Below are 21,258 nucleotides of genomic sequence, written 5' to 3' on the forward strand. Positions count from 1 at the left end.
TTGGAGTTAATCTTTTTTCATCCAAAACAAAATTCATTGCCGTACAAAAACAAATCAATTACTGTTCAGAAAACATTTGATTTTTTTGATATTTATGGCTGAAAGAGCGACATCAAAACAAGAGTCTCCCCCTTATAACAGGCCTTCAGCAACTCACGGTGAAATAACCAAAGAGTTACAATTAATAAACCAACAAGTTCGCTTGCCACCAGGTATGAAAAACAGGCAAGAAAAGTTATTTTCTGTAAAGGTTATAGAAGCTCCTCGTTGCCATACTTCACAATTTCATTCTGGTAACATTCGTTTGTTGCCCTGTCCCGCTACCAACATACAAGCTTTTGACATACCTTCAGATGAACAAAAGCTCTTAGATACACTTCGGCAAATCATAAATATCTGGCGTCATTCACCACAAAGCAGTTTGAAACTTTCTAGCGATCAGCATCAACTAACACTCAATATTGACTCGATAGAGAGCATGCAACCTATTGAATTGGTCTCTTTCTTTTTAAATCACTCTCAGATTAGATACCAAGCAGCCAGTGTCTATGACGCTCTACATATTGGCCATAGTTCAGATCTGAACGATTATTGTAAGGTAACTAATTCTTCTTCGTTGCATTCAAGGCTCACCAATTACCCAGTTGAGCACCAGAAGCACATTTTAGGCTACTGCTTAAATGAAATGATGCCATCATCGAGCAGCAATCAATACTATTTGATTGCTCATTTTATCCTCTGTGAATCTCAGGGGTTGATTGTAGATAATGGAGTACTCAAAGGTTATCCTGATAAACGTATCGAACTCATACCTGAGCACTGCTTTTGCTCTTCTCCTCTTGCCAAGTGGGAATTGCTATTAGAGAACTTTGTAAAGCTAATACAAGTATTTCACCTTATGACTAATGGCAAGTGTGAGCGACAGAATCAAAGCGATAAACAGCAAGTAACGCAATTAAATGCAGAATGTACTTACTTCCTCCAGTTTTATTTCAAACTGACTCAAGGGGTAAAATCAAAGCCATTCAAACAAGCAGGACAATTGGTTTATCCAAATACAAAGTTAAACCATCTCAGTCGTTTTGTTATTGAACACTTAATGCAGTCAGCGCTTGAAGTGTATTTGTTATTTTGTCAATGGCTACAACAACCGCCAGTTTTTCAATGCGTGTTTAATACAGACGAAAGTGGATTAACAAAAAGTTTTGCACTGTTAAACATTCAACCAAAATCAGAATTTTCTCTAAAAAAAACGGCACAAGTGGAACTGAATAAAAAGCAGCTAACAACGTTCGCTGGTAATATTGAACTGGTTCAATTTATTTTTAAACAGCACCAAGATAAACCTATTTATGCGTTTGAAATTTTAGCGCTCTCGACGATTCTCAAAGAGCATGAACAACATATATTACAAGGTTTACTGATACATTTAGTTCAAGAGCCCTTTCTTTTTGACGATGCGATGAATAGCATTGCTACCCACAGCTTTGAAGAGCTTGCTAAGGAATTTTCATGGAGTAAAGAGTACTTTTTAAATCTTTACTCTGCTAAGCAACACTTACAGGCCTTAGATGAAAATGGCGTCACTCGTGAATATCTTAAAGCATGGCTGTTGGTTACAGCACCAGAGTTAATTCGAGATTCATTTTCTCTGGGCTTACAGTGGCTAACCATAATGACCAATCCACAAATTATGCATCGAGCACTCATTGATTTATGTCTGCCTCAAATGAACCCAACCCCAGATGACACTCATTATGAACATCCAAAAGAGGGCGCTTTTGAAATAACTGGAGCAGGTTTAGTCGCAGCAAATATTTTTAAGGCTATGACAAGTGAATACCCTCAATCTTGTCACTGTCAACACTGTAATAGCTTATTATTCCAGATCGATTATAAAAACCATCAAAATAATACTGTTAATAAAAATCCTGTCTTCTATTGTGCAGCACGTCAAATCACGCTCTGCTGCGATTGCGTTGAAAAAATGATAGTAAAACAGCACCCAGATGCGTTACGAGCATCCTCTATGCCAGAATCACCACATCGTCACTAATCACTTCAAGTTTCCACCTGTATTGCTTGGCAATCCATTCAAATGTATCTATCGAATAAAAGCAAATATGGGTGAGATCATTTTTATAATGCCAACGACTAAAGGCATCCACATCTTGAACGCGTTTGGTCATTAATGCTAACAAGCCATTAGCGTTAAGCAAGGACTGGAACAATTCAAAGGTGGATTTAGCATCTGCAATATGTTCAATCACCTCAGTGCAAGTAATGAAGTCATATTGCTGATTAAGTAGAGATTCGTCATTGGCATAAAACAAATCGTAGTTAGCAACATTCACACCTTGCTCTTTTGCCATAGTGGAAAGCACCTTACCCTCGCCGCACCCAAAGTCCAATCCTTGAGCATTGGCATCTACTCGCGCTAATGTTGGTTTCAGACAACGAGATAAAAATCCACGATAACCCGCATCGTCATTGGAGTTATCATGCTTGTCGTATTCGGCTTTTTCTTGCTCAACACTCAATAGAAACACATCAGGCACTTGAACAAGCTGGCATTGTGGACACTGCCAATATTCACGACGCTTATCCTCAAAATAGAAATCTATCTCTGGGCTATGACATAAACGACAAGAAAATGAGTTCATAAATAAAACCAATCATAAAAAAGCGTATGCTACTCTATAACTCCCTTTTTTGATGCCGCTGATGACATTTTTTTAGACTTTTTCGCAGCCGCTTTAGCTCTTTGTAACTGTTTTTTGGTTCGTTGCTTAGCCTGTTTAAACTCTTGATTAGCTTGCTTGCGTAACGTGTTTTCCCAATCAGGCTTTTGTTCATGCTTAAAGCGTTCTGCACGCTGGGCATTTTTCTGATTGTGAAGTTTAGCTTTTTCGAGTTGTTGCGTTACTTGAGAGTCTTTTTGAGAAGATAACCTTGTTGACGCTTGTGCTTCTGCTTTAACCTTAGGAGACCATTTAAGGCGCTTCTTATCTTCCTCTTGAGCCATTGAGGTAAACGAGAGGCCGATAAATATACCGCATACAATAATTGACAATTCCTTTGTCATAACTCAATCCTTTTAATAACGCGCTTGAACATGCTTAGGCATGTGGGCAAGTTGTTGTTCTATCATGGCATCAAACGCTGATAATATTGGCGTAATATCCATGTTAGGCTGTAAAGCTTTTAAGCCAAGAGCCGCCGCTTCTAAACTCGATAAACTATCCGCTCGGTGAGCTTTTCTTATTCGATATCGACTCGGAGCTTGTGGTGAAAAATGCAGCGATTTAAATGATAACAGCCACGGATTTAATTTCAACATTTTCAGTGCCTTGCGCCAAGTCCCGTCAAGAACAACTAAGGTTCCTTGCTGAGAATGCTCAACTTGTGGCGCTTCAATACTTTGCTCTGAAGGATAAAGTAAGTATACGGGATGATGCTTTGCAGCAAGCTGGGCCTTCAAGTCAGCAAAATCATTCTCAGTTTCCCCAACCACTATACGCACATTATCCAGTAAGTTCGGAAGTAATCGAACACTGTTTTTGGCGTGCTCAACTTCACTTGGATGTTGCATGACCACCAGCTCAATATCACTATGCACAATCGATAAGTGATCACAAAGGCATTGCTTAACCAAAAACTGACATCGCGGACAAACAGGACGCGTCACATAACCCTCACTAAAAAACTGATATCGGCAAAATTATACCAATTTCGATTGCTGTTTGTGGCAAATTCAGAAAAGATAACGTCTTTTGCAAGGAATTAAGGACGCTTAGGATGCCATCGCCACGCTTTCACTTACTTCTCTCCGCCATATTGTTAAATACAATGACTTTTTCAGCTCATGCTGATACTCAGTTTGTTAATGATAATATTTTACCTCCTTTACTTGAATGGCAAGGCCAAAGCACAACGCTCATGCAGGACGCAGAACAACCATGGAGTACTCCCTTTGAGCACTCAAACGGGATGAAAAGCCCAAGTTACGATGACACTTTTAAGTGGCTTGATAAATTAGTCGCGGAGAGCAGCCTACTTCACAAAGTCAGCTTAGGCAAAAGTCCGCAAGGTCGTGACATCTGGATGATTATTGCTACCAAAGAAGGCTTAACCACGTCTCAAGCACTTGCAGCTCAAGGTAAACCTACCTTATTAGTACAAGCGGGTATCCATGCCGGTGAAATTGATGGTAAAGATGCCGGTATGATGCTGCTGCGAGACATGGTAAAAGGCGAGAAAGCGCATTTACTCGATAATGTGAACCTGCTTTTCATTCCAATTTTCAGTGTCGATGCTCACGAACGTTCAAGCACTTATAATCGTGTTAATCAACGTGGCCCTGTCGATATGGGGTGGCGCACCAATGCAAGAAATTTAAACCTCAATCGAGATTATGCCAAAGCTGATACGATTGAGATGCGCCATATGCTCAATGCCATTAATCAATGGCAGCCAGATTTATACATAGACGTTCACGTCACCGATGGCATTGATTACCAATATGACATCACTTATGGCTACAACTTACCACGTGGTTTAAGTAAAGCCAGCTACCAATGGCTGGATAGTATTTATCGTCCTACCGTTGATGCAGCACTTGAGAATGCAGGTCATATTCCGGGGCCTTTAGTGTTTGCCATGGATAAAACGGACCTTTCTAAAGGACTGCACAAATGGGTAGCATCACAACGCTACTCTGACGGTTACGGTCATGCTCGCCATTTGCCAACAATTCTAGTGGAAAACCACAGCTTAAAGCCGTTCAAGCAGCGTGTTCTTGGCACTTATGTTTACCTTGAGCAAACCCTGAAAACCTTGGCTCAACAAGGTACTAAATTAAAAACCGCCATTGCAAAAGATAAGTTTGCCTACCCTGATACGCTTACCTTAACTTGGAAAAGTGAAGTCCAGCCCAAAGGGTGGAATTTTAAAGGCGTTGAGTATTTCAAAGAAACCAGTTCGATCAGTGGCTCAGATGTCGTTCGCTGGACTGGAAAACCTAAGCTTTACCCTAACTTACCTGTGATTGGAAATACCATCCCTGACATTCAAATTTCTCGACCGAGCGCTTACTTTATCCCACCACAATGGCAGCAAGTAATCAAGCGATTACAAATACACGGTATTCGAATGACACGCCTTGCAAAACCACAAACGTTGCACCTCAGACAATATCAGTTTGATGCACATAAGTTTGCCAATCAGTCTTATGAAGGCCACCAGCGAGTTAATGTCTCAGCTAGCTTGCATAAAGTAACGTCCACACTTCCTGCTGGCACAGTTAAAATTACGACTAAGCAGCCCTTGGGCGATTTAGCCATCATGCTGCTCGAGCCACAGTCTCCTGATTCTTTCTTGCAGTGGGGATTTTTTAACCCCATTTTTACCCGCACTGAATACATGGAGGCTTATGCGGTGGAACCAATGGCAGCGCAAATGTTGAAAACTAACCCCGAACTGAAAGCTGAATTTGATCAAGCCTTAAAAGATAAAACCTTTGCAGCCGATCCTAAAGCCAGATTACGCTGGTTTTATGAGCGTAGCCCATACTATGACAATCAATATCTAAAGTATCCGGTTTATAGACAACACTAATCTCTGTGCTCAATCGTCATTATTCCAATGACGATTGAGCATTTTCACCAACTGTTAATCAACTTGGCTACTTTTCCTTACCTGTGAAATAAAAAACACTTACCAATCAACACACTACCGTTTGGCACGCTTCATGCTATCTCTGATTAACATCAAAAACTAGGGATAGACTTATGAAGTCACTTTCAACACTTTTACTGGCATCAACAACACTGTTACTCAGTGGCTGTATCATTCATATTAATGGCGCTAACGCAGAGCCCACGCTACATCAACAACGAACCCTCGAATTATCCACTGAGCAATTAGCCAGCTTAAAAGCAGAAGTGACATCTGGATTTTTAAAAATCTCAGGTGTCCGCGGACAGCAAAGTGTCCAAGTACAAGCGGACATTTACACCTATGATGATGTGTCTCCTACTCTTACCTTAAAGCCCAATGGTCAGCATGCCTTATTGGTCGCTAAATTTGACCAATCTGGTTTTTACAATCGTTCACCTCGTATTGATTTAACCATTACCGTACCTGAGAGCTTGATGCTGGATATTCACGACGGCTCGGGTGATATTGATATCAACTCAGTGAACGCTGACATCAATATCAATGACGGCTCTGGCAGTATTACTGTTCACCAAGGAAAGCAGATAAAAATCAACGATGGTTCGGGCAGTATCGAAGTTACTCAAACGGGAGCTGTGACCATCAATGATGGCTCTGGAGATATCCACTTGGCTCGAATCACGGGCAAAATTAGCATCAAGGATGGCTCTGGTGATATTGATATTCAAGAGACCCAAAGCACTGTGGGTATCAATGACGGCTCAGGTGGTATTGAATTAACTCACATTGGTGGAGATACCGACATCAATGATGGTTCTGGCAGTATATACGCTGAACATATTGATGGAACGGTTACTATTGATGATGGCTCTGGCGGCATCAAGGTTAGACATACTAAAGGATTGAAGATTATCGATTCTGGTTCTGGTAGCCTGAGTTTTAAAGATATTGATGGGCCGGTGTCCGTAGAAGATTAACCCTTTCCCGACGCAACGCTGAACCGCTGTTTCGTTCAGTGTTGTCCTTTTATTAGTGCTAATTTTTGAGTTCTTGATAGCTTTTTTATGGCAATTTCTCGCTTAAGTGCAGCGCTTTTATCTGTTACAGACTCACGATAAAGCAAGGTCAACGGTCCTTTACCTCGCAAAAACTTTGCGGCTTTTACTCCACCAGCTTGATGTTCAACAAATCGACGTTCAACATCTGTGGTGATGCCAGTATACAATGGACCGTCATTAGCGCATTGGATCATATAGACCCACCAAAAATTTGTGTATAGTTTTGAGTTACTCATACTAACTTATGAATGCTTTGAATCCCGCAATGCTATCTCAATCAGAGTTTACAGTGTAGTTATATACAAAATCTTGTTTCATATTGAGATAACTTACTTTCTGGCAACAAGTGTAGGATTCATATCTCTCTAGATCCAAGATCAGAAATCTATTCTTCCCTAGTTTCTCGCTCAGTTAGAAACCCAACGGTGGACTTGTCTGCAATCAAATTTGGCTTACTTTTTCCATTTCCATCGATTTTTTTTCGCTTCATCAGCGGTCTTCTGGTGAATGGTGAGGAGTTGTCCGCTCCCATCATGAGCATCATAATAAATTCTGCGTGTAGATTTTTTTTCATCGAACTCTCTTTGTCTAATAACAGCCTGTTGTGCCACACTGAGCAGAACACCTATTCTGTCTCTTATCTGAAATTGCTTTTGTACTTTTGCTAAGTAGGCATTATGTTGATCTTCAACGCTTGTCTTATTCAAAAACTCAATTATGGCTTCGCTTATCTCATCTCTTTTTAATAAGACATCACCCGTATAGGTCTGCGTTTTATGGGTATTAAAAACACCAAGCTTTTTGGCAGTGTATGTATAACTATAAGTTAACGTGGCTTCTACAGGTTCAGACTCTGTTTCTTCCCCCTTTTTACGAGCAGGAACCACGGCTGATAAAGCAGAATAGTCCTCATCAGATAATTGAAATGGTTTGCCCTCATTCCAGACCGTACGCAATGTTACTGTTGGACGCGATGAAACGACAGATTCTGCCATATAGACTCCATAATTTAATGATTAATCTGCCTAATATTTTAACGGTGTATGCCTTACTTTCTCCTGAACACTCACTTCATAGAAGAGTTAATCTAAAAAAAGCAGCTAGTTAGGTTGCTTTTGAGCAAATTGAATATAACCTGCGCCGTTCAACACACGTTAAGTGATTATCACTTATAGTTTCTGATAACTGATAAATAGTTTGATCATTCAGCATTACTTCACCATTGAAATTTGACCTAATTCACAGACAATATTTTTAAGTTAAGGCTACGAGCCTTAAAGATAAAGAGGGACAAAAAATGAAAAACTTATTGTTAATTTTACTTTTTTTTCCATTCACAGCTTTTTCGGCTATTCATGACGGTCACACTATTGATAGGCATAAATTTAACTGTAAAGGAGAATTGGATGTCACTTCGAAAGATGGAAGCAGTAAAACAATTTTTCAATTAAGTGGACAATGCCTGTTTAATGGTTATGACGTTCAGTTATTTATACCTGGCTTTGGATACGGCTCTCACTTTACCGCTGACTTACTCAAGTTAGATATTAAAGATGTATTTCAGGCATACAACACCAATGATCCAGTTTTTAAAGCCATTACTGAATGGAAAATGGCTGTCGACTTTAACTCTATGCCTGTGAGTAATTTTAATCAATAAAAAAGCAGCCGGAACAGGCTGCTTTATGTAAGAACGAATTTGTTAATTTTAGGGGTAATTACCCAGCACTGATCTGAGCATTCATCACACTTTCATGCCCCTTTCCTGCCATAACTTCTAAATCTTTATCGATAAAGAACAAGGCTTTGCCGTCTTCACCCACTAAACGGATTTTATCGACTATAGACTTAAACAGCTTTTCTTCTTCATGTTGTTCAGCTACATACCATTGTAAGAAGTTAAAGGTGGAATAGTCGTGGTTAGTAAAAGCATGATGCGCCAGTTCATTAATCTTACCCGTGATCATTTGCTCATGCTCATAAGTATGCTCAAACAAAGATAATAGCGATTCAAATTCAGACTGCGGTGCTTCAATGGCTCCTATTAATGGCATGCCACCTGTTTCACTGACATAAGTGAATAAACGGCGCATATGCTCCATTTCTTCTTCAGCATGCCCACGCATAAATTTAGCAGCACCATCAAAACCTTTATCTTCACACCAAGCGCTCATTTGTAGATATAAGTTAGAAGAAAAAAACTCTAAGTTGATTTGCTCATTCAACTGTTTAACCATTACATCCGTTAACATTCATATACCTCAATTAAGTCAAAGACTTCATAATGCACTTATTGTGAGCCATTGCAGGTAAAAAAGCAACCAAAGGAAGCCGCATAACACATTGTTAAATAAGAATAATTTTTATTTGTAAATCTGTTTTGTTGTAGATCAACTCCAGCAAAAGTATATTTCTCTACACTTGCGCTTATCCCTAAGCTAATGGCAGCATTACACTAATCGCCAGACATTATAAGAGAACACTATGCCCACTTCATCCGATCCATGTGCCAAGCCTGAACTGATCCATCCAAATGATGCACTTCCAATGTTACTGGAGCAAGTCAACGCAATTACTGATACGCTATCCTTACCGTTAGAAAATGCACTTGATCATGTACTAGCTGAAGATGTGATATCCACTGTCAATCTCCCCCCTTTTGATAATTCCGCCATGGATGGTTATGCGTTTCGTTTTGCTGATCTCAATTCAAAAACCGATACCACCAGCTTAACGCTTGTGGGTGAAGCCTTTGCTGGCCACCCGTTTACTGGTGAAATTCCAGCAGGAGCTTGTGTTCGTATTATGACAGGAGCTCAAATACCCAGTGCGTTAGATACGGTGCAGATGCAAGAGCAAACAGAAATTCAAGGCGATAAAATCTGCGTTACCCACACTAGGAAATCTGGGGCTAATGTGCGTTCAAAAGGTGAAGAAGTCAGTGTGGGGCAAACGGTGCTCAAAGCTGGTACTTTAATTCGAGCAGCAGAACTTGGCGTACTCGCCACTTTAGGGCAAGCCAAGGTAACTGTATTCCATATGTTAAAGGTGGCGTTTTTCTCAACCGGTGACGAACTCAAGCCAGTGGGCACTGAGCTTCAACCAGGGCAGATTTATGATTCCAACCGTTACTCGATTCGTGGGCTTCTATGTAAAACAGGCGTGGAGTGGATTGATCTTGGAATCATTGAAGATTGTCCCAATGCGATCAAACAAGCTTTTTTGAATGCCTCAGAGCAAGCCGATTTGGTATTAACCTCTGGCGGCGTTTCGGTGGGTGATGCCGATTATGTCAAACAAGTCTTGCAAGACGTCGGAAAAATCACTTTCTGGCGTCTCGCCATGAAACCGGGTAAACCTTTTGCAATGGGTGCATTACCTAATGCGATTTTCTGTGGTTTACCGGGGAACCCTGTTGCCTCAATGGTGACTTACTACCAATTAGTGCTGCCTCTCATTTATAAAATGCAAGGGCGTGGTGAGTTAAAGCGGCATCTCGTAAGCGCGACCTTAGTCCATGATATTCGACGCAAACCGGGTCGTGTGGAATATCAGCGAGCCGTGGTATCTCGAAATAAGCATGGAGCGCTTGAAGTCAGCACCACTGGTGCGCAAGGCTCAGGCATGCTCACATCGATGTCTTCAGCCAATAGCTTTTTAATTGTACCAAGAGAGCAAGGTGAAATGACTGCGGGAAGCCAAGTTACTGTTGAGCTATTCAATCACGTTTTATCATAGGGAGTAGTGATGACAGACACAGTGGAGGACTTGCTAACGGATCAAGAAATGCTGCGCTATAGCCGCCAGATTTCGATTAAGTCAATGGATATCGATGGCCAAGAAAAGCTCAAGCAGGCGCGTGTTTTGGTATTCGGTGTTGGCGGTTTAGGCTGCGCGGCCAGTCAATATTTGGCTGTAGCCGGTGTGGGACATCTTACGCTTGTTGACTTCGATACCGTTGCGCTTTCTAATTTACAACGCCAAGTGCTGCACCATGATGCCGATGTCGGTCGTGCTAAGGTGGATTCTGGTGCAGACAGTCTAAGGCAACTTAACCCTCATATTGATGTTGAAACCATTAATGAATCTCTTGATGAATCTGAAATCTCTGCATTAATTGCTAACTATGATGTGGTGGTGGATTGCACCGATAACCTCACCATTCGTCAGCAATTAAACCAAGCCTGCTTTCAGCATAAAACATCATTGGTTTCTGGCGCCGCTATTCGTATGGAGGGGTTGCTGACAGTATTCAATTACCAAGCTGACACCCCATGTTATCAGTGCTTTTCACGCTTATTTGGCGAACAGCAGCTCTCTTGTGTCGAATCAGGTATTTTAGCACCTGTGATAGGGGTTATAGGCAGCTTGCAAGCATTAGAAGCCATCAAGTTAATCACACAAATGGGTGAACCATTGATTGGTCGCATTTTGATGTTTGATGCGATGACATTAGAGTGCCGAGAAATGAAGCTCAAACCGAATGAGCGATGCACCGTGTGCCGTTAATTCCCAAATACGGCTTTTTTCCCTAAAAAGCCGCATTTTCTTTTACTGTGGCATCCAGTGGTTTTGAATATGAACCACACTTCCGGTTAATAAAAACTCCACCGCCATTGAGGCAATGATTAACCCCATCAATCGATTGATAACACTCGTAACATTGTCGCTTAGCAGCTTTCCAAAATGATTGGTTAACCAAAACATTAACATGATGATCAAGGTGTTGGTTAATATTACTCCAACCATCAATAACTCATGCAATAGGGATGGATGCATGTGTGTATAAATCACCACAGTGCTAATAGAACCTGGTCCGATCAACATCGGCATTGCCAAAGGCACAACCGCAATTGCCATTGGGCTAGAGCCTTGCTCACTGTCCTCTGTTTTACTATTACTTCCTTTATCGCCAGCAAGCTGCAGCGCACTTAAAAATAATATCGCACCACCAGCAACCTTAAAGGCTTCAATAGAAATCGAGAAAAAATTAAGAATGCTTTCCCCCAAAAAAGTAAACATGGTCAATATCAAAAAATACAACAGCGCCGTGATCCCAATGGTTTTTAACTTTTCAGTCTGACTGTAATTTTTTGTTAACCCCAAATAAACAGCTGAAGCCGCAACTGGAATGGTAATTGCGAATAAACCTACCGTGAGCTTGATGTATTCATTAATTTCTATCATCGAACAAAATCCCTTATTTAAGCCTTTTTACCCACCTTTTTATATTAGTTGGGCACATGCCAATGAAGACTGGCCTTATTAGCTTAGTACAGTTGCAAGGGGTTTCGAGTTACGCTGGTTATTTTAAAAATTGAACAAAGTTGTTGGTTACTGCGTACATAAGACAAAGTACTTAAAGATAAATAGTCATGAAAATTTTAATCATTGGTGGTAGTGGTGGTATTGGTCAGGCACTGATTAAAGAAGCACTGCAACGATTTGAAGGGGCAAACATTTACGCCACTTATCATAAAAATAAACCTCAATGGAATTTACCTTGTTTGACTTGGTTACCTCTTGATGCCACAAACGAAAACCAAATATTCAAGTTGTCTCAAAAAATTACTGATTTAGATTTATTGATTAATTCTATTGGATTTTTGCATTCCCCCAGCCAGTTACCAGAAAAAAGTGTGCAACAATTTGATGTCGACTTTTTTCAGCAAAACCTAAGTCTTAATACCTTACCGACTTTACTACTGGCGAAGCATTTTCAGTCAGCATTTAAAAACGCTGGTAATCAAAGTCGTTTTGCGGTCTTCTCGGCCCGTATTGGCAGTATCAGCGATAATCGCTTAGGAGGTTGGGTAAGTTATCGCAGCAGTAAAGCCGCACTGAACATGGCGATTAAAACCATCAGCATCGAATGGCAGCGCACAGTAAAAAACGTCTGTTTGTTTGCCTTTCATCCCGGCACCACAGATACCGAACTGTCCAAGCCGTTTCAACACAATCTCAAGCCACAACAATTACAAACCGCTAAACATACGGCTGAAGCTTTTTTTGATGTATGCGGGCAATTAACGAGTGCCGACAGCGGCTGCTTCGTGGACTATCAAGGTAATTCGATAACGTGGTGAGCATAAAAAAACCCCTACTTTTTTTGCAGAGGCTCTTGTTGTCAAAACATCATGAGTAAATCACATATTCGGATAGTTCGGACCACCGCCACCCTCTGGCGTTACCCAAGTGATGTTTTGGCTTGGATCTTTAATATCACACGTCTTACAGTGAATGCAGTTTTGACCATTAATGACAAAGGTCTTTTCACCGGCCTCTTCCACGACTTCATACACGCCAGCAGGACAATAACGCTGTGCAGGTTCATCGTATTTTTCAAGGTTCACTGAAATCGGAATAGTTACGTCTGTCAGTTTTAAGTGACACGGCTGATCTTCTTCATGGTAAGTATTGGATAAATAAACCGATGACAGTTTATCGAAAGTTAACTTACCGTCTGGCTTAGGATAATCAATCACTTTATAAGCCGATTTTTCCGCCATCTGAGCATAATCAGGGGTTTCATCACGAAGCGTGATTGGGAATTTACCGCCAAACCAGTTTTGGTCAATATAGTTAAACGCGCCACCCAGCAGCGTGCCGAATTTATGCAGCGCGGGACCAAAGTTACGAGAGCTATATAACTCTTGGTACAGCCAGCTTTGTTCAAATTTGGTTTGGAAACAATCTAAGTCTTTGCCCCCCTCAACACCAGCCATCAGTGCTTCTGCAATGGTTTCAGCGGCAATCATGCCACTCTTCATGGCGGTGTGAGTGCCTTTGATTTTTGAGAAGTTAAGCGTACCTGCATCACAACCCACCAATAGACCACCGGGGAAGCTCATTTTCGGTAATGAATTTAAGCCACCTTTGGCAATGGCTCTAGCACCATAAGTGACACGTTCACCACCTGCTAATTCTTTGGCAATCACAGGGTGCGTTTTGTAGCGCTGGAATTCATCAAACGGGCTAAGATGTGGGTTTTGGTAATTAAGATCAATAATCAGCCCCACCACCACTTGGTTATCGTCAGCGTGGTATAAGAAACCACCGCCCGATGCGCCCTCGGTTAGCGGCCAGCCGCCTGTATGCACCACTTTACCCGCTTGGTGCTGTTCGGCAGGAATAGTCCAAATCTCTTTAAAACCAATGCCATAGTGTTGCGGTGTCTTACCGTTATCCAAATTGAATTGCTGAATTAACTCTTTACCAAGATGACCCCGACAACCCTCAGAAAATACTGTGTATTTAGCATGCAGTTCCATACCTGGCATGTAGCTGTCTTTGGGTTCGCCGTTTTCACCCACACCCATATCACCAATTAAAATCCCTTTTACGCTGCCATCTTCATGATATAAGGTTTCACTGGCGGCAAACCCAGGGAAAATTTCTACGCCTAAGCCTTCGGCTTGCTCAGCCAGCCAACGGCATAAATTACCGACACTGATAATATAATTGCCTTCGTTGTGCATGGTTTTAGGCACAAATGCGTTCGGCATTAAGCGGCTATTTTGCTCTGAATTAAGCAAATAAATTTCGTCATGAGTCACTGTGGTTTTCAGTGGTGCACCTGTTTCACGCCAATCACTGAAGAGTTCATCGAGCACCTTAGGCTCAAATACCGCACCTGATAATATATGAGCCCCAACCTCAGAGCCTTTTTCAACCACACACACGGTTAACTCTTTTTCGGTATTTTGGGCAATTTGCATAAGACGACAAGCCGTTGCCAGACCGGAAGGACCAGCCCCAACAATTACTACGTCAAATTCCATCGATTCGCGTTCCATCATTTCACCTTTTGCTTTGATGTCTTGATACTTCGATTTTATTGTTCTCAATAAGCGGGTATTTGAAGTTTAATTGTACCCATTGAGCGGCTATCGAATGTTTTTTAGGCTCACCTTACCTCAAATGTCGCGTTCAAACAAAAAAGAGCCCACCCACGCAGCGAATTAATTTATGTGATCTTACTCTCACCTGTCACAGATAATTAACGCGACCTTGATAAGGGTCAATAATTCATCTCCTTTAGCTGTCTTATCGATTCGGCATTTCGTATACTCAAATCACAACGAATCTCCGAGCTTGTCATTCTAAGTTTATTTGAATATGAATGACTGGCCGTAACGAACAATAGATCAGAGTTAAGCGGTCTAATCGTTACCAGGGTGGTCTCAGAAATGGTACCACCTCCCGAATTTGGAAAGGTGATCATGTCTCAATTAGTCGATGATTTCGGCCGTAAGTATAGTTACTTGCGCCTATCGGTAACCGATGTCTGCAATTTTAAATGCAGCTACTGCTTGCCCGATGGTTATAAACCCGAAGGTAAGCCATCATTCTTGCGCTTAGATGAAATTCAGCGTTTATTGCGCGCCTTTGCCAGTGTAGGGACTCAAAAGGTCAGGATCACCGGTGGTGAGCCTACATTGCGTAAAGATTTTACTGACATCATTCGTGCAGCCAATGACACCAAGGGTATTAAAACCATTGCCACCACTACTAATGGTTATCGCTTAGAAACACACGCGAAGGAGTGGTTTGATGCAGGCCTTAGACGCATTAACGTGTCAATGGACAGCCTTGACCCTAGGCAGTTTCAACAAATTACGGGTGAAAATAAGTTTCATCAAGTGATGCGTGGTATTGATGCAGCCTTAGAAGCAGGCTTTAAACGCATCAAAATCAATGCAGTATTGCTCAAAGGCCTCAATGATAACGACCTGCCAAAGTTTTTGTCTTGGCTTAAAACTCGCCCAATCGATGTGCGTTTTATCGAATTGATGGAAACCGGCTTAGGTCGCGATTACTTCCAAGAACATCACCTTAGCGGTAATACCATCAAGGCTAAATTACTGGCACAAGGTTGGTTTCATCAACTGCCACAAGCCACTGATGGACCGGCGATAAACTTTTGTCATCCTGATCATCAAGGTCGAATAGGGCTTATCATGCCTTACTCGAAAGATTTTTGCAGTACATGTAATCGTCTTCGAGTCTCCGCTACCGGTAAATTGCATTTGTGCCTGTTTACTGAAGCTGGCGTTGTTTTGCGTGATTTATTACAGGATGACAATCAGCAACAAGAATTGATTGAGCGTCTGCACCAGCAACTGCACCAGAAAAAAGCTACTCATGATCTCCATCATGGTATCACTGGCATCACCAAACATCTGGCGTCAATCGGCGGATAACACCCACAATAATAGGTAATACCATGGCGAAATGTACGACCAAAGAATTTGTGCCACTGGGCATTGCGGTATTAACCGTTTCCGACAGGCACACTTTTGATTCCGACACTTCTGGTAGCGACTTAAACAATGCACTCACTGAAACGGGTCACCACTGCGTTGATCGTAAGATCAGTAAAGATTGCATTCATCATATTCGCGCCATTGTCAGCCAATGGATCATCAATAATGAAATTCACGCCATTATCATCAACGGTGGCACAGGCTTTACCGAAGGTGACAATACTCCAACTGCAGTTTCCGTTTTGTTTGATAGGCCCATGGAAGGCTTTGGTGAATTGTTTCGCCAACTGAGCTTTGATGACATTGGTACATCTTGTGTGCAATCACGTGCCATCGGCGGCTTAGCCAATCGTACCGCCATTTTTTGCTTACCGGGATCACCGGGGGCTTGCCAATTAGGGTGGGAGCAGATCATCAAACCACAACTGGATGCACGAACTCGCCCTTGTAACTTTGTCGGACATCTAAAACCTAATAAAAGCAGATAGATGCAAATAGAATATTTAGCTTAATAACATTAAAGAAATATATTATTGAACCTGAAAGTAGACAAATACTGAACGCCCATAAGCTGGCTAAAACTGCCGCTATCTGCGTTAAGGGTTTTGTAGGTAAGAATAACTAGCTACTGCAACCCAAGCCTTGCTATCGGCAGTTTTTTCTACGCTTATGAACGTTTCTACCTACTTTTATTAGGTTAAGGAAAATAATCAAAAGAATGAATACCCTGACACACATTAACACCAACGGCGATGCTCACATGGTTGATGTTGGAGATAAAGACATCACCGAACGTACCGCTCGTGCTGAAGCGATTATCGAAATGGCACCTGAAACGCTGACGCTGATTTTATCTGGCCAACATCACAAAGGGGATGTATTTGCTACCGCTCGTATTGCAGGCATTATGGCGGCTAAGAAAACGTCTGACTTAATTCCACTTTGCCATCCGTTAATGCTTACCAAGGTTGAGGTGGACATTGAAGCGCAGCCTGAACAAAATCAAGTACGCATCATCACGCTTTGTAAACTCAAAGGGAAAACTGGTGTTGAAATGGAAGCCCTTACCGCTGCCTCCGTCACCGCACTCACCATTTACGATATGTGTAAAGCCGTACAAAAAGACATGATCATCAAAGAGGTACGCCTGCTGGAAAAACAAGGCGGTAAATCAGGACATTTTGTAGCAGGAGAAACAGCACTATGATCACGGTTTTATTTTTTGCTCAGGTACGTGAGCGTTTGGGCTGTGCACAAATCGAAGTACCATTTAATGATGAAGTGACGACTGCAGAAAGTTTACGACAACATTTAGCCCAGCGTGATGAAAAGTGGCAACAAGTCCTCATTGCCGACAAATTATTAGTGGCTGTTGATCAAACCATGTGTGATTGGCAAACACCACTAACAGACAATAGCGAAGTGGCGTTTTTTCCTCCGGTAACGGGTGGATAAGCTATGGAAAACACGCACATTCTGGTTCAACAAGCTGATTTTAACGTCGCCGATGAATACACCCAACTGAACCAAGACGACAGTGATGGTGCAATTGTCACTTTCGTCGGCAAGGTGCGAAATCGCAATGAAGGTAATGATGTCAGCCAGCTTACTCTAGAGCACTATCCTGGAATGACCGAAAAAGTGCTACAAGAATTGGCACAAGAAGCAAGAGAACGTTGGCCACTTAACCATATTCGCATCATTCATCGCGTAGGCACTATGAATTTAGGTGAGCAAATCGTATTTATTGGCGTCACCAGTCAGCACCGTCAAGCCGCGTTTGATGGTTGTGAATTCTTAATCGATTTCTTGAAAACCAAAGCCCCATTTTGGAAACTCGAAACCACAGATAAAGGTGATAAATGGGTTGATGCTCGTGAAACGGATCAGCACGCCACCAGCCTCTGGCAATAGATGACCATAGAGACCGCAACCATGATTCGATTTCGTTTCGTACTCTTTTTTCTGATGCTCTTCGCGCCCACTTGTTTTGCTCAAAGTATTCCAACTGTTGCGGCAGCGGCCAATGTGCGCTTTGCGTTAGATAAAATTCAACAGCAGTTTGAGCAAGATACGGGCAAGCAAGTCAGGATCAGTTATGGGTCTTCAGGGCAGTTGATGCAGCAAATCAAACATGGGGCACCGTTTGAAATTTTTTTGAGTGCCAATATCGATTATGCCCAGAAAATTGTAGATGCAAAACTGGCACCTCCCCCCGCTAAGATATACGCCATTGGTCGCTTAGCCATTATGCATAATAAGCACGTTAAGCTTCCACTGAGCAACAATTTAGCCTATCTGAAACAAGAGCTACAACAAGGCAAAATTCAGCGCTTTGCCATAGCAAATCCAGATCATGCGCCTTATGGCGCTCGCGCTAAGGATGTATTACAAGCCATTGGCGTTTGGCAGCAAATTCAACCTAAGTTGCTCTATGGTGAAAACGTGGCACAAGCGGCTCAGTTTGCGCTTTCTAACGCATCTCAAGGTGGAATTGTGGCTTTATCCCTTACCAAAGCGAAAGGTTTCAGTGAAAAGGCTGATGCGGTTGCCATCGATGCCAAGCTACACCCCAAACTGACTCAAGCTATGGTGTTACTTAACAATGCGTCAGATACCGCTAAAGCCTTTTATGCCTATCTGCAATCTCCAAAAGCACAGCAAACCTTGCTAGACTTCGGATTTGATCTTCCAAAATAACAACCCCATGAATCGCAAAGGAGCCTTATGGATTGGCAAGCGCTGCTGCTCTCAATAAAACTGAGTGTGATCACCACCTTAATTTTGACCCCCATTTCGATTTTGGTAGCAAGGGCGTTGGCATTTAATCAATTTCGAGGCAAAGCATGGGTTGAAGCCTTAGCGATGACGCCGCTGATCCTCCCTCCAACGGTCATCGGTTATTACTTATTGGTGGGCTTTGGGCAACAAAGCTGGCTTGGTCAAACCTTACAAACGGTATTGGGCACCCCCATCGTCTTTCATTTTTCAGGTTTGGTATTGGCCTCTCTTTTGGTGAACATCCCCTTTGCACTACAACCCATTCAACGAGCTTTTGAAGCTATCCCTGATGATGTCCGAGATGCCGCCGCTTGTTGTGGCCTCAATCGTTGGCAATCGTTATGGAAAGTAGAAATCCCTTTAGTATGGCCTGGAGTTTTAACCGCCATCGTATTGTGCTTTTCTCATGTATTAGGTGAATTTGGTGTAGTCTTGATGATAGGTGGCAACATTGCGGGAGAAACCAAAACCTTATCCATTGCCATATACGATAAAGTTCAAGCCTTTGATTTTGATGCAGCTGGCATTATGTCGTTAATTCTGCTTATTTTTGCAGTATGTACCTTAGCCTTTACCACTCATTTAACCAAAAAAATCGGGGTAAACCGTGGTTGAACCATTTCAAGGATTAGTATGTCAAATTAATACTACTACCCCTATTTTCATTGAAGCTGAGTTTGACTGTAGAAATGGAGAAATCACAGCTCTACTTGGGGTTTCGGGTGCGGGAAAAACAACTTTATTAAAAATACTTGCTGGACTCATTAAGCCACAACAAGGGGAGATCCACTTAAATCAGCGAACATGGTTTAACAGTCAATGCCACCTTCACCTAACCCCCCAGCAGCGACACATTGGTTACGTGCCTCAACATTTTGGTTTGTTTGAACATCAAACCGCACTTGAAAACGTTATTTCTGGACTCAACCATTTGCCTAAAGCTGAGCGTCATGCTCGTGCTAACGATTGGTTAGAGATGGTTGGCTTAGCCACAGAGCAACACAAACGACCGCCACAACTGTCAGGTGGACAAAGGCAGCGCATCGCTCTTGCTCGTGCTCTTGCTCGAGAACCGGATTTGTTATTATTGGACGAACCCTTTTCTGCGGTAGATCCTCAAACCCGTAAGCAGCTGCATTTACAGCTATTAAAACTCAAGTCTCGCATCCATTGCCCTGTGATAATGGTGACCCATAATATGCGAGAAGCTCAGTTACTTGCCGATCACTTAGTTTTGATGAATAACGGTCGTATTCTTCAACAAGGAACAACAGACGAGGTTATTTCTCAGCCAAACTCTATCACAGCAGCACATTTATTGGGTAATCAAAACGTCGTCTACGCCAAAGTGATAAGCCAAGATCAATCAAAACAAACGACGCAGATCCAGTTGGGCTCACATCAATTTTGCCTACCAGATCCACAGGTACGCCATATTGGCGAACGTGTCGGATGCTTACTACCCAACGAACTAAATGTGCTTTCAAACTCTGCACCTATCGCCATCACCCTAGATATCCATTGTCATTACCAAGACGGTCAATATCGACAAATCATGGCCACCATTGTCGGAGATCATACCCCGTTAACGCTGCACAGTATGCCTGAGCTACTAAGAAAAACGGAAAGTTCTCAAGCCGTTTGGCTTTTAACCCCTACCGACATCACCCTACTCTAAGATGATCAAATCTTAATGCAATCGACACTAGGATTTAAGCTGTTGTTGAGTACACTTCGTTAACCGAATTCGTTCAAACAACGGCGTTTGCCACGGTCTCAGCTGAATTTTTTGATAAATCCAAATCCTCTACCATACTTTTATGGAGCAAATTTAACGGGGATTAGATCTTTGCAGCTATCGACAGTCAATAACCATTAGGGAATTGAGTATGTCAGAACAAACGCCATTCATTCTACGGTTTACAGTATTGCACTGTAGAGGGGGAAGATATGCGTTGGCTGCTCGGGTTATTGTTATTCAGTAGTGCAGCAATGTCGGCACCAAATGTCATGACATTGTTGTTAGGTCCGAATAACCAAGATCCAATAAAAACGATGCGGCGGATTGAGCGTTCTGAACCTGGAGTTATCTCCTCATTCAGCATCAATATGAAACAGCAAAGACTGCAATATGTCTATACGTTGGTAAATTTGCACAATGGGACAGTGACTCACTTTGAGTACCGAGGAAAAGATGGTCATTTACTTAAAAGGTATATTTCCACCCTAGTTCCCAAACAACATTCTGAGCTGGAAGCAGTTAGGTTTATTGAAAAAAATAAGCTACTGTTTTCGAAGTTGGTCGGCCTTGCCATTGATAAAAGCCAAGTGCATTTATTAAAGGCTGTGCTGGATCATGATCTGGGCATTAGCTATCTTGAGTTAGAGCTAATTGATGACAACGGACCGTATCGATTGGCTTTTGATGTAGAAACACTACGCCCGTTACCGTTGCTAAGATGGTACTAAGGAGTAAT

General features: G+C 42.1%; 23 protein-coding genes, 1 pseudogene and 1 riboswitch. Of the genes and pseudogenes, 16 read left to right on the forward strand and 8 right to left on the reverse strand.

The window, feature by feature from the left end; genetic code table 11:
• Nucleotides 1–94: 94 nt before the first annotated feature.
• Nucleotides 95–2,056: a hypothetical protein gene (locus D5018_RS05460; protein WP_121837997.1), complete on the forward strand. Its 1,962-nt coding sequence runs from the start codon at nucleotides 95–97 to the stop codon at nucleotides 2,054–2,056.
• Here D5018_RS05460 and D5018_RS05465 read toward each other — a convergent pair.
• From D5018_RS05465 to D5018_RS05475, 3 genes are read right to left on the reverse strand one after another with little or no spacing between them, the layout of a single operon-like run.
• Complete coding sequence (locus D5018_RS05465) at nucleotides 2,028–2,663, reverse strand: class I SAM-dependent methyltransferase (RefSeq protein WP_121837998.1); 636 nt, start codon at nucleotides 2,661–2,663, stop codon at nucleotides 2,028–2,030. The genes D5018_RS05460 and D5018_RS05465 overlap by 29 nt on opposite strands.
• 29 nt (nucleotides 2,664–2,692) lie before the next feature.
• Nucleotides 2,693–3,085, reverse strand: coding sequence for a hypothetical protein (locus tag D5018_RS05470; RefSeq protein WP_121837999.1), 393 nt, complete (start codon nucleotides 3,083–3,085; stop codon nucleotides 2,693–2,695).
• 12 nt (nucleotides 3,086–3,097) lie between these two features.
• Complete coding sequence (locus D5018_RS05475) at nucleotides 3,098–3,688, reverse strand: tRNA-uridine aminocarboxypropyltransferase (protein ID WP_121838000.1); 591 nt, start codon at nucleotides 3,686–3,688, stop codon at nucleotides 3,098–3,100.
• 110 nt (nucleotides 3,689–3,798) lie between these two features.
• Between D5018_RS05475 and D5018_RS05480 the strand changes: the two genes are divergently transcribed.
• Nucleotides 3,799–5,616, forward strand: coding sequence for a M14 family metallopeptidase (locus D5018_RS05480; RefSeq protein ID WP_121838001.1), 1,818 nt, complete (start codon nucleotides 3,799–3,801; stop codon nucleotides 5,614–5,616).
• A gap of 173 nt (nucleotides 5,617–5,789) precedes the next feature.
• Nucleotides 5,790–6,653 (forward strand): DUF4097 family beta strand repeat-containing protein, encoded by an 864-nt coding sequence (locus D5018_RS05485; protein ID WP_121838002.1) that lies wholly within the window; start codon nucleotides 5,790–5,792, stop codon nucleotides 6,651–6,653.
• A gap of 35 nt (nucleotides 6,654–6,688) precedes the next feature.
• On the opposite strand, the pseudogene D5018_RS05490 reads toward D5018_RS05485, so the two are convergent.
• Both D5018_RS05490 and D5018_RS05495 read right to left on the reverse strand, forming a co-directional pair.
• Nucleotides 6,689–6,934: pseudogene (locus tag D5018_RS05490) on the reverse strand (GIY-YIG nuclease family protein); the annotation flags it as partial.
• Nucleotides 6,935–7,186: 252 nt separating this feature from the next.
• Entirely contained in the window at nucleotides 7,187–7,729 is a 543-nt protein-coding gene (locus tag D5018_RS05495; RefSeq protein ID WP_121838004.1) for a hypothetical protein, read from the reverse strand.
• 302 nt (nucleotides 7,730–8,031) lie between these two features.
• On the opposite strand from D5018_RS05495, the gene D5018_RS05500 reads away from it, so the two are divergent.
• Complete coding sequence (locus tag D5018_RS05500; RefSeq protein ID WP_121838005.1) at nucleotides 8,032–8,394, forward strand: hypothetical protein; 363 nt, start codon at nucleotides 8,032–8,034, stop codon at nucleotides 8,392–8,394.
• Between the two features lie 58 nt (nucleotides 8,395–8,452).
• Here D5018_RS05500 and ftnA read toward each other — a convergent pair whose 3' ends face one another.
• Nucleotides 8,453–8,986 carry a non-heme ferritin gene (gene ftnA, locus D5018_RS05505; RefSeq protein WP_121838006.1) on the reverse strand — a complete coding sequence of 178 codons (534 nt, stop codon included), beginning with the start codon at nucleotides 8,984–8,986 and terminating at the stop codon, nucleotides 8,453–8,455.
• 232 nt (nucleotides 8,987–9,218) lie between these two features.
• Here ftnA and moeA point away from each other — a divergent pair, with 232 nt between their 5' ends.
• Both moeA and moeB read left to right on the forward strand, forming a co-directional pair.
• Nucleotides 9,219–10,472: a molybdopterin molybdotransferase MoeA gene (moeA, locus tag D5018_RS05510; protein WP_121838007.1), complete on the forward strand. Its 1,254-nt coding sequence runs from the start codon at nucleotides 9,219–9,221 to the stop codon at nucleotides 10,470–10,472.
• Between the two features lie 9 nt (nucleotides 10,473–10,481).
• Nucleotides 10,482–11,243: a molybdopterin-synthase adenylyltransferase MoeB gene (moeB, locus tag D5018_RS05515; protein WP_121838008.1), complete on the forward strand. Its 762-nt coding sequence runs from the start codon at nucleotides 10,482–10,484 to the stop codon at nucleotides 11,241–11,243.
• A 42-nt stretch (nucleotides 11,244–11,285) separates the two neighbouring features.
• Here moeB and D5018_RS05520 read toward each other — a convergent pair whose 3' ends face one another.
• Complete coding sequence (locus D5018_RS05520; protein WP_121838009.1) at nucleotides 11,286–11,921, reverse strand: MarC family protein; 636 nt, start codon at nucleotides 11,919–11,921, stop codon at nucleotides 11,286–11,288.
• A gap of 188 nt (nucleotides 11,922–12,109) precedes the next feature.
• On the opposite strand from D5018_RS05520, the gene D5018_RS05525 reads away from it, so the two are divergent.
• Nucleotides 12,110–12,820 (forward strand): SDR family NAD(P)-dependent oxidoreductase, encoded by a 711-nt coding sequence (locus D5018_RS05525; RefSeq protein WP_121838010.1) that lies wholly within the window; start codon nucleotides 12,110–12,112, stop codon nucleotides 12,818–12,820.
• A 60-nt stretch (nucleotides 12,821–12,880) separates the two neighbouring features.
• On the opposite strand, the gene D5018_RS05530 is transcribed toward D5018_RS05525, so the two are convergent.
• Nucleotides 12,881–14,530, reverse strand: a complete 1,650-nt coding sequence (locus tag D5018_RS05530) for an electron transfer flavoprotein-ubiquinone oxidoreductase (protein ID WP_121838011.1) — start codon at nucleotides 14,528–14,530, stop codon at nucleotides 12,881–12,883.
• Nucleotides 14,531–14,808: 278 nt separating this feature from the next.
• Nucleotides 14,809–14,969, forward strand: a riboswitch (molybdenum cofactor riboswitch).
• On the opposite strand from D5018_RS05530, the gene moaA reads away from it, so the two are divergent.
• From moaA to D5018_RS05575, 9 genes are all read left to right on the forward strand, one after another.
• Nucleotides 14,957–15,937, forward strand: coding sequence for a GTP 3',8-cyclase MoaA (moaA, locus tag D5018_RS05535; RefSeq protein WP_121838012.1), 981 nt, complete (start codon nucleotides 14,957–14,959; stop codon nucleotides 15,935–15,937). (Overlaps the previous riboswitch by 13 nt.)
• A gap of 23 nt (nucleotides 15,938–15,960) precedes the next feature.
• Complete coding sequence (gene moaB / locus D5018_RS05540; RefSeq protein WP_121838013.1) at nucleotides 15,961–16,488, forward strand: molybdenum cofactor biosynthesis protein B; 528 nt, start codon at nucleotides 15,961–15,963, stop codon at nucleotides 16,486–16,488.
• Between the two features lie 230 nt (nucleotides 16,489–16,718).
• Entirely contained in the window at nucleotides 16,719–17,207 is a 489-nt protein-coding gene (gene moaC, locus D5018_RS05545) for a cyclic pyranopterin monophosphate synthase MoaC (RefSeq protein WP_121838014.1), read from the forward strand.
• The gene (moaD, locus tag D5018_RS05550) at nucleotides 17,204–17,455 is read left to right on the forward strand and encodes a molybdopterin synthase sulfur carrier subunit (protein WP_121838015.1); all 252 of its coding nucleotides are present in this window, start codon (nucleotides 17,204–17,206) and stop codon (nucleotides 17,453–17,455) included. Before moaC ends, moaD begins: the two co-directional genes overlap by 4 nt.
• A 3-nt stretch (nucleotides 17,456–17,458) precedes the next feature.
• Entirely contained in the window at nucleotides 17,459–17,914 is a 456-nt protein-coding gene (moaE, locus tag D5018_RS05555) for a molybdopterin synthase catalytic subunit MoaE (protein WP_121838016.1), read from the forward strand.
• A complete protein-coding gene (gene modA / locus D5018_RS05560; protein ID WP_243637389.1) occupies nucleotides 17,915–18,700 on the forward strand; it encodes a molybdate ABC transporter substrate-binding protein in 786 nt (261 codons plus the stop codon).
• A 27-nt stretch (nucleotides 18,701–18,727) separates the two neighbouring features.
• Complete coding sequence (gene modB / locus D5018_RS05565; protein WP_121838017.1) at nucleotides 18,728–19,396, forward strand: molybdate ABC transporter permease subunit; 669 nt, start codon at nucleotides 18,728–18,730, stop codon at nucleotides 19,394–19,396.
• Nucleotides 19,389–20,459: a sulfate/molybdate ABC transporter ATP-binding protein gene (locus tag D5018_RS05570; protein WP_121838018.1), complete on the forward strand. Its 1,071-nt coding sequence runs from the start codon at nucleotides 19,389–19,391 to the stop codon at nucleotides 20,457–20,459. Before modB ends, D5018_RS05570 begins: the two co-directional genes overlap by 8 nt.
• A 272-nt stretch (nucleotides 20,460–20,731) precedes the next feature.
• Nucleotides 20,732–21,250: a hypothetical protein gene (locus D5018_RS05575; RefSeq protein WP_121838019.1), complete on the forward strand. Its 519-nt coding sequence runs from the start codon at nucleotides 20,732–20,734 to the stop codon at nucleotides 21,248–21,250.
• Nucleotides 21,251–21,258 lie beyond the last annotated feature (8 nt).

This window comes from Parashewanella curva, assembly GCF_003675895.1.
Classification (GTDB): Bacteria; Pseudomonadota; Gammaproteobacteria; order Enterobacterales; family Shewanellaceae; genus Parashewanella; species Parashewanella curva.

What these genes read in the sequence shown, in the direction of transcription:
- D5018_RS05460 (WP_121837997.1), top strand. Translation starts at nt 95, where the DNA reads ATGGCTGAAAGAGCGACATCAAAACAAGAGTCTCCCCCTTATAACAGG.
- modA (WP_243637389.1), top strand. Translation starts at nt 17,915, where the DNA reads ATGACCATAGAGACCGCAACCATGATTCGATTTCGTTTCGTACTCTTT.
- D5018_RS05495 (WP_121838004.1), bottom strand. Translation starts at nt 7,729, where the DNA reads ATGGCAGAATCTGTCGTTTCATCGCGTCCAACAGTAACATTGCGTACG.
- D5018_RS05485 (WP_121838002.1), top strand. Translation starts at nt 5,790, where the DNA reads ATGAAGTCACTTTCAACACTTTTACTGGCATCAACAACACTGTTACTC.
- moaD (WP_121838015.1), top strand. Translation starts at nt 17,204, where the DNA reads ATGATCACGGTTTTATTTTTTGCTCAGGTACGTGAGCGTTTGGGCTGT.
- moaE (WP_121838016.1), top strand. Translation starts at nt 17,459, where the DNA reads ATGGAAAACACGCACATTCTGGTTCAACAAGCTGATTTTAACGTCGCC.
- moaA (WP_121838012.1), top strand. Translation starts at nt 14,957, where the DNA reads ATGTCTCAATTAGTCGATGATTTCGGCCGTAAGTATAGTTACTTGCGC.
- D5018_RS05500 (WP_121838005.1), top strand. Translation starts at nt 8,032, where the DNA reads ATGAAAAACTTATTGTTAATTTTACTTTTTTTTCCATTCACAGCTTTT.
- modB (WP_121838017.1), top strand. Translation starts at nt 18,728, where the DNA reads ATGGATTGGCAAGCGCTGCTGCTCTCAATAAAACTGAGTGTGATCACC.
- ftnA (WP_121838006.1), bottom strand. Translation starts at nt 8,986, where the DNA reads ATGTTAACGGATGTAATGGTTAAACAGTTGAATGAGCAAATCAACTTA.
- D5018_RS05470 (WP_121837999.1), bottom strand. Translation starts at nt 3,085, where the DNA reads ATGACAAAGGAATTGTCAATTATTGTATGCGGTATATTTATCGGCCTC.
- D5018_RS05575 (WP_121838019.1), top strand. Translation starts at nt 20,732, where the DNA reads ATGCGTTGGCTGCTCGGGTTATTGTTATTCAGTAGTGCAGCAATGTCG.
- moaB (WP_121838013.1), top strand. Translation starts at nt 15,961, where the DNA reads ATGGCGAAATGTACGACCAAAGAATTTGTGCCACTGGGCATTGCGGTA.
- D5018_RS05525 (WP_121838010.1), top strand. Translation starts at nt 12,110, where the DNA reads ATGAAAATTTTAATCATTGGTGGTAGTGGTGGTATTGGTCAGGCACTG.
- D5018_RS05480 (WP_121838001.1), top strand. Translation starts at nt 3,799, where the DNA reads ATGCCATCGCCACGCTTTCACTTACTTCTCTCCGCCATATTGTTAAAT.
- D5018_RS05530 (WP_121838011.1), bottom strand. Translation starts at nt 14,530, where the DNA reads ATGGAACGCGAATCGATGGAATTTGACGTAGTAATTGTTGGGGCTGGT.
- moeB (WP_121838008.1), top strand. Translation starts at nt 10,482, where the DNA reads ATGACAGACACAGTGGAGGACTTGCTAACGGATCAAGAAATGCTGCGC.
- D5018_RS05465 (WP_121837998.1), bottom strand. Translation starts at nt 2,663, where the DNA reads ATGAACTCATTTTCTTGTCGTTTATGTCATAGCCCAGAGATAGATTTC.
- moaC (WP_121838014.1), top strand. Translation starts at nt 16,719, where the DNA reads ATGAATACCCTGACACACATTAACACCAACGGCGATGCTCACATGGTT.
- moeA (WP_121838007.1), top strand. Translation starts at nt 9,219, where the DNA reads ATGCCCACTTCATCCGATCCATGTGCCAAGCCTGAACTGATCCATCCA.
- D5018_RS05520 (WP_121838009.1), bottom strand. Translation starts at nt 11,921, where the DNA reads ATGATAGAAATTAATGAATACATCAAGCTCACGGTAGGTTTATTCGCA.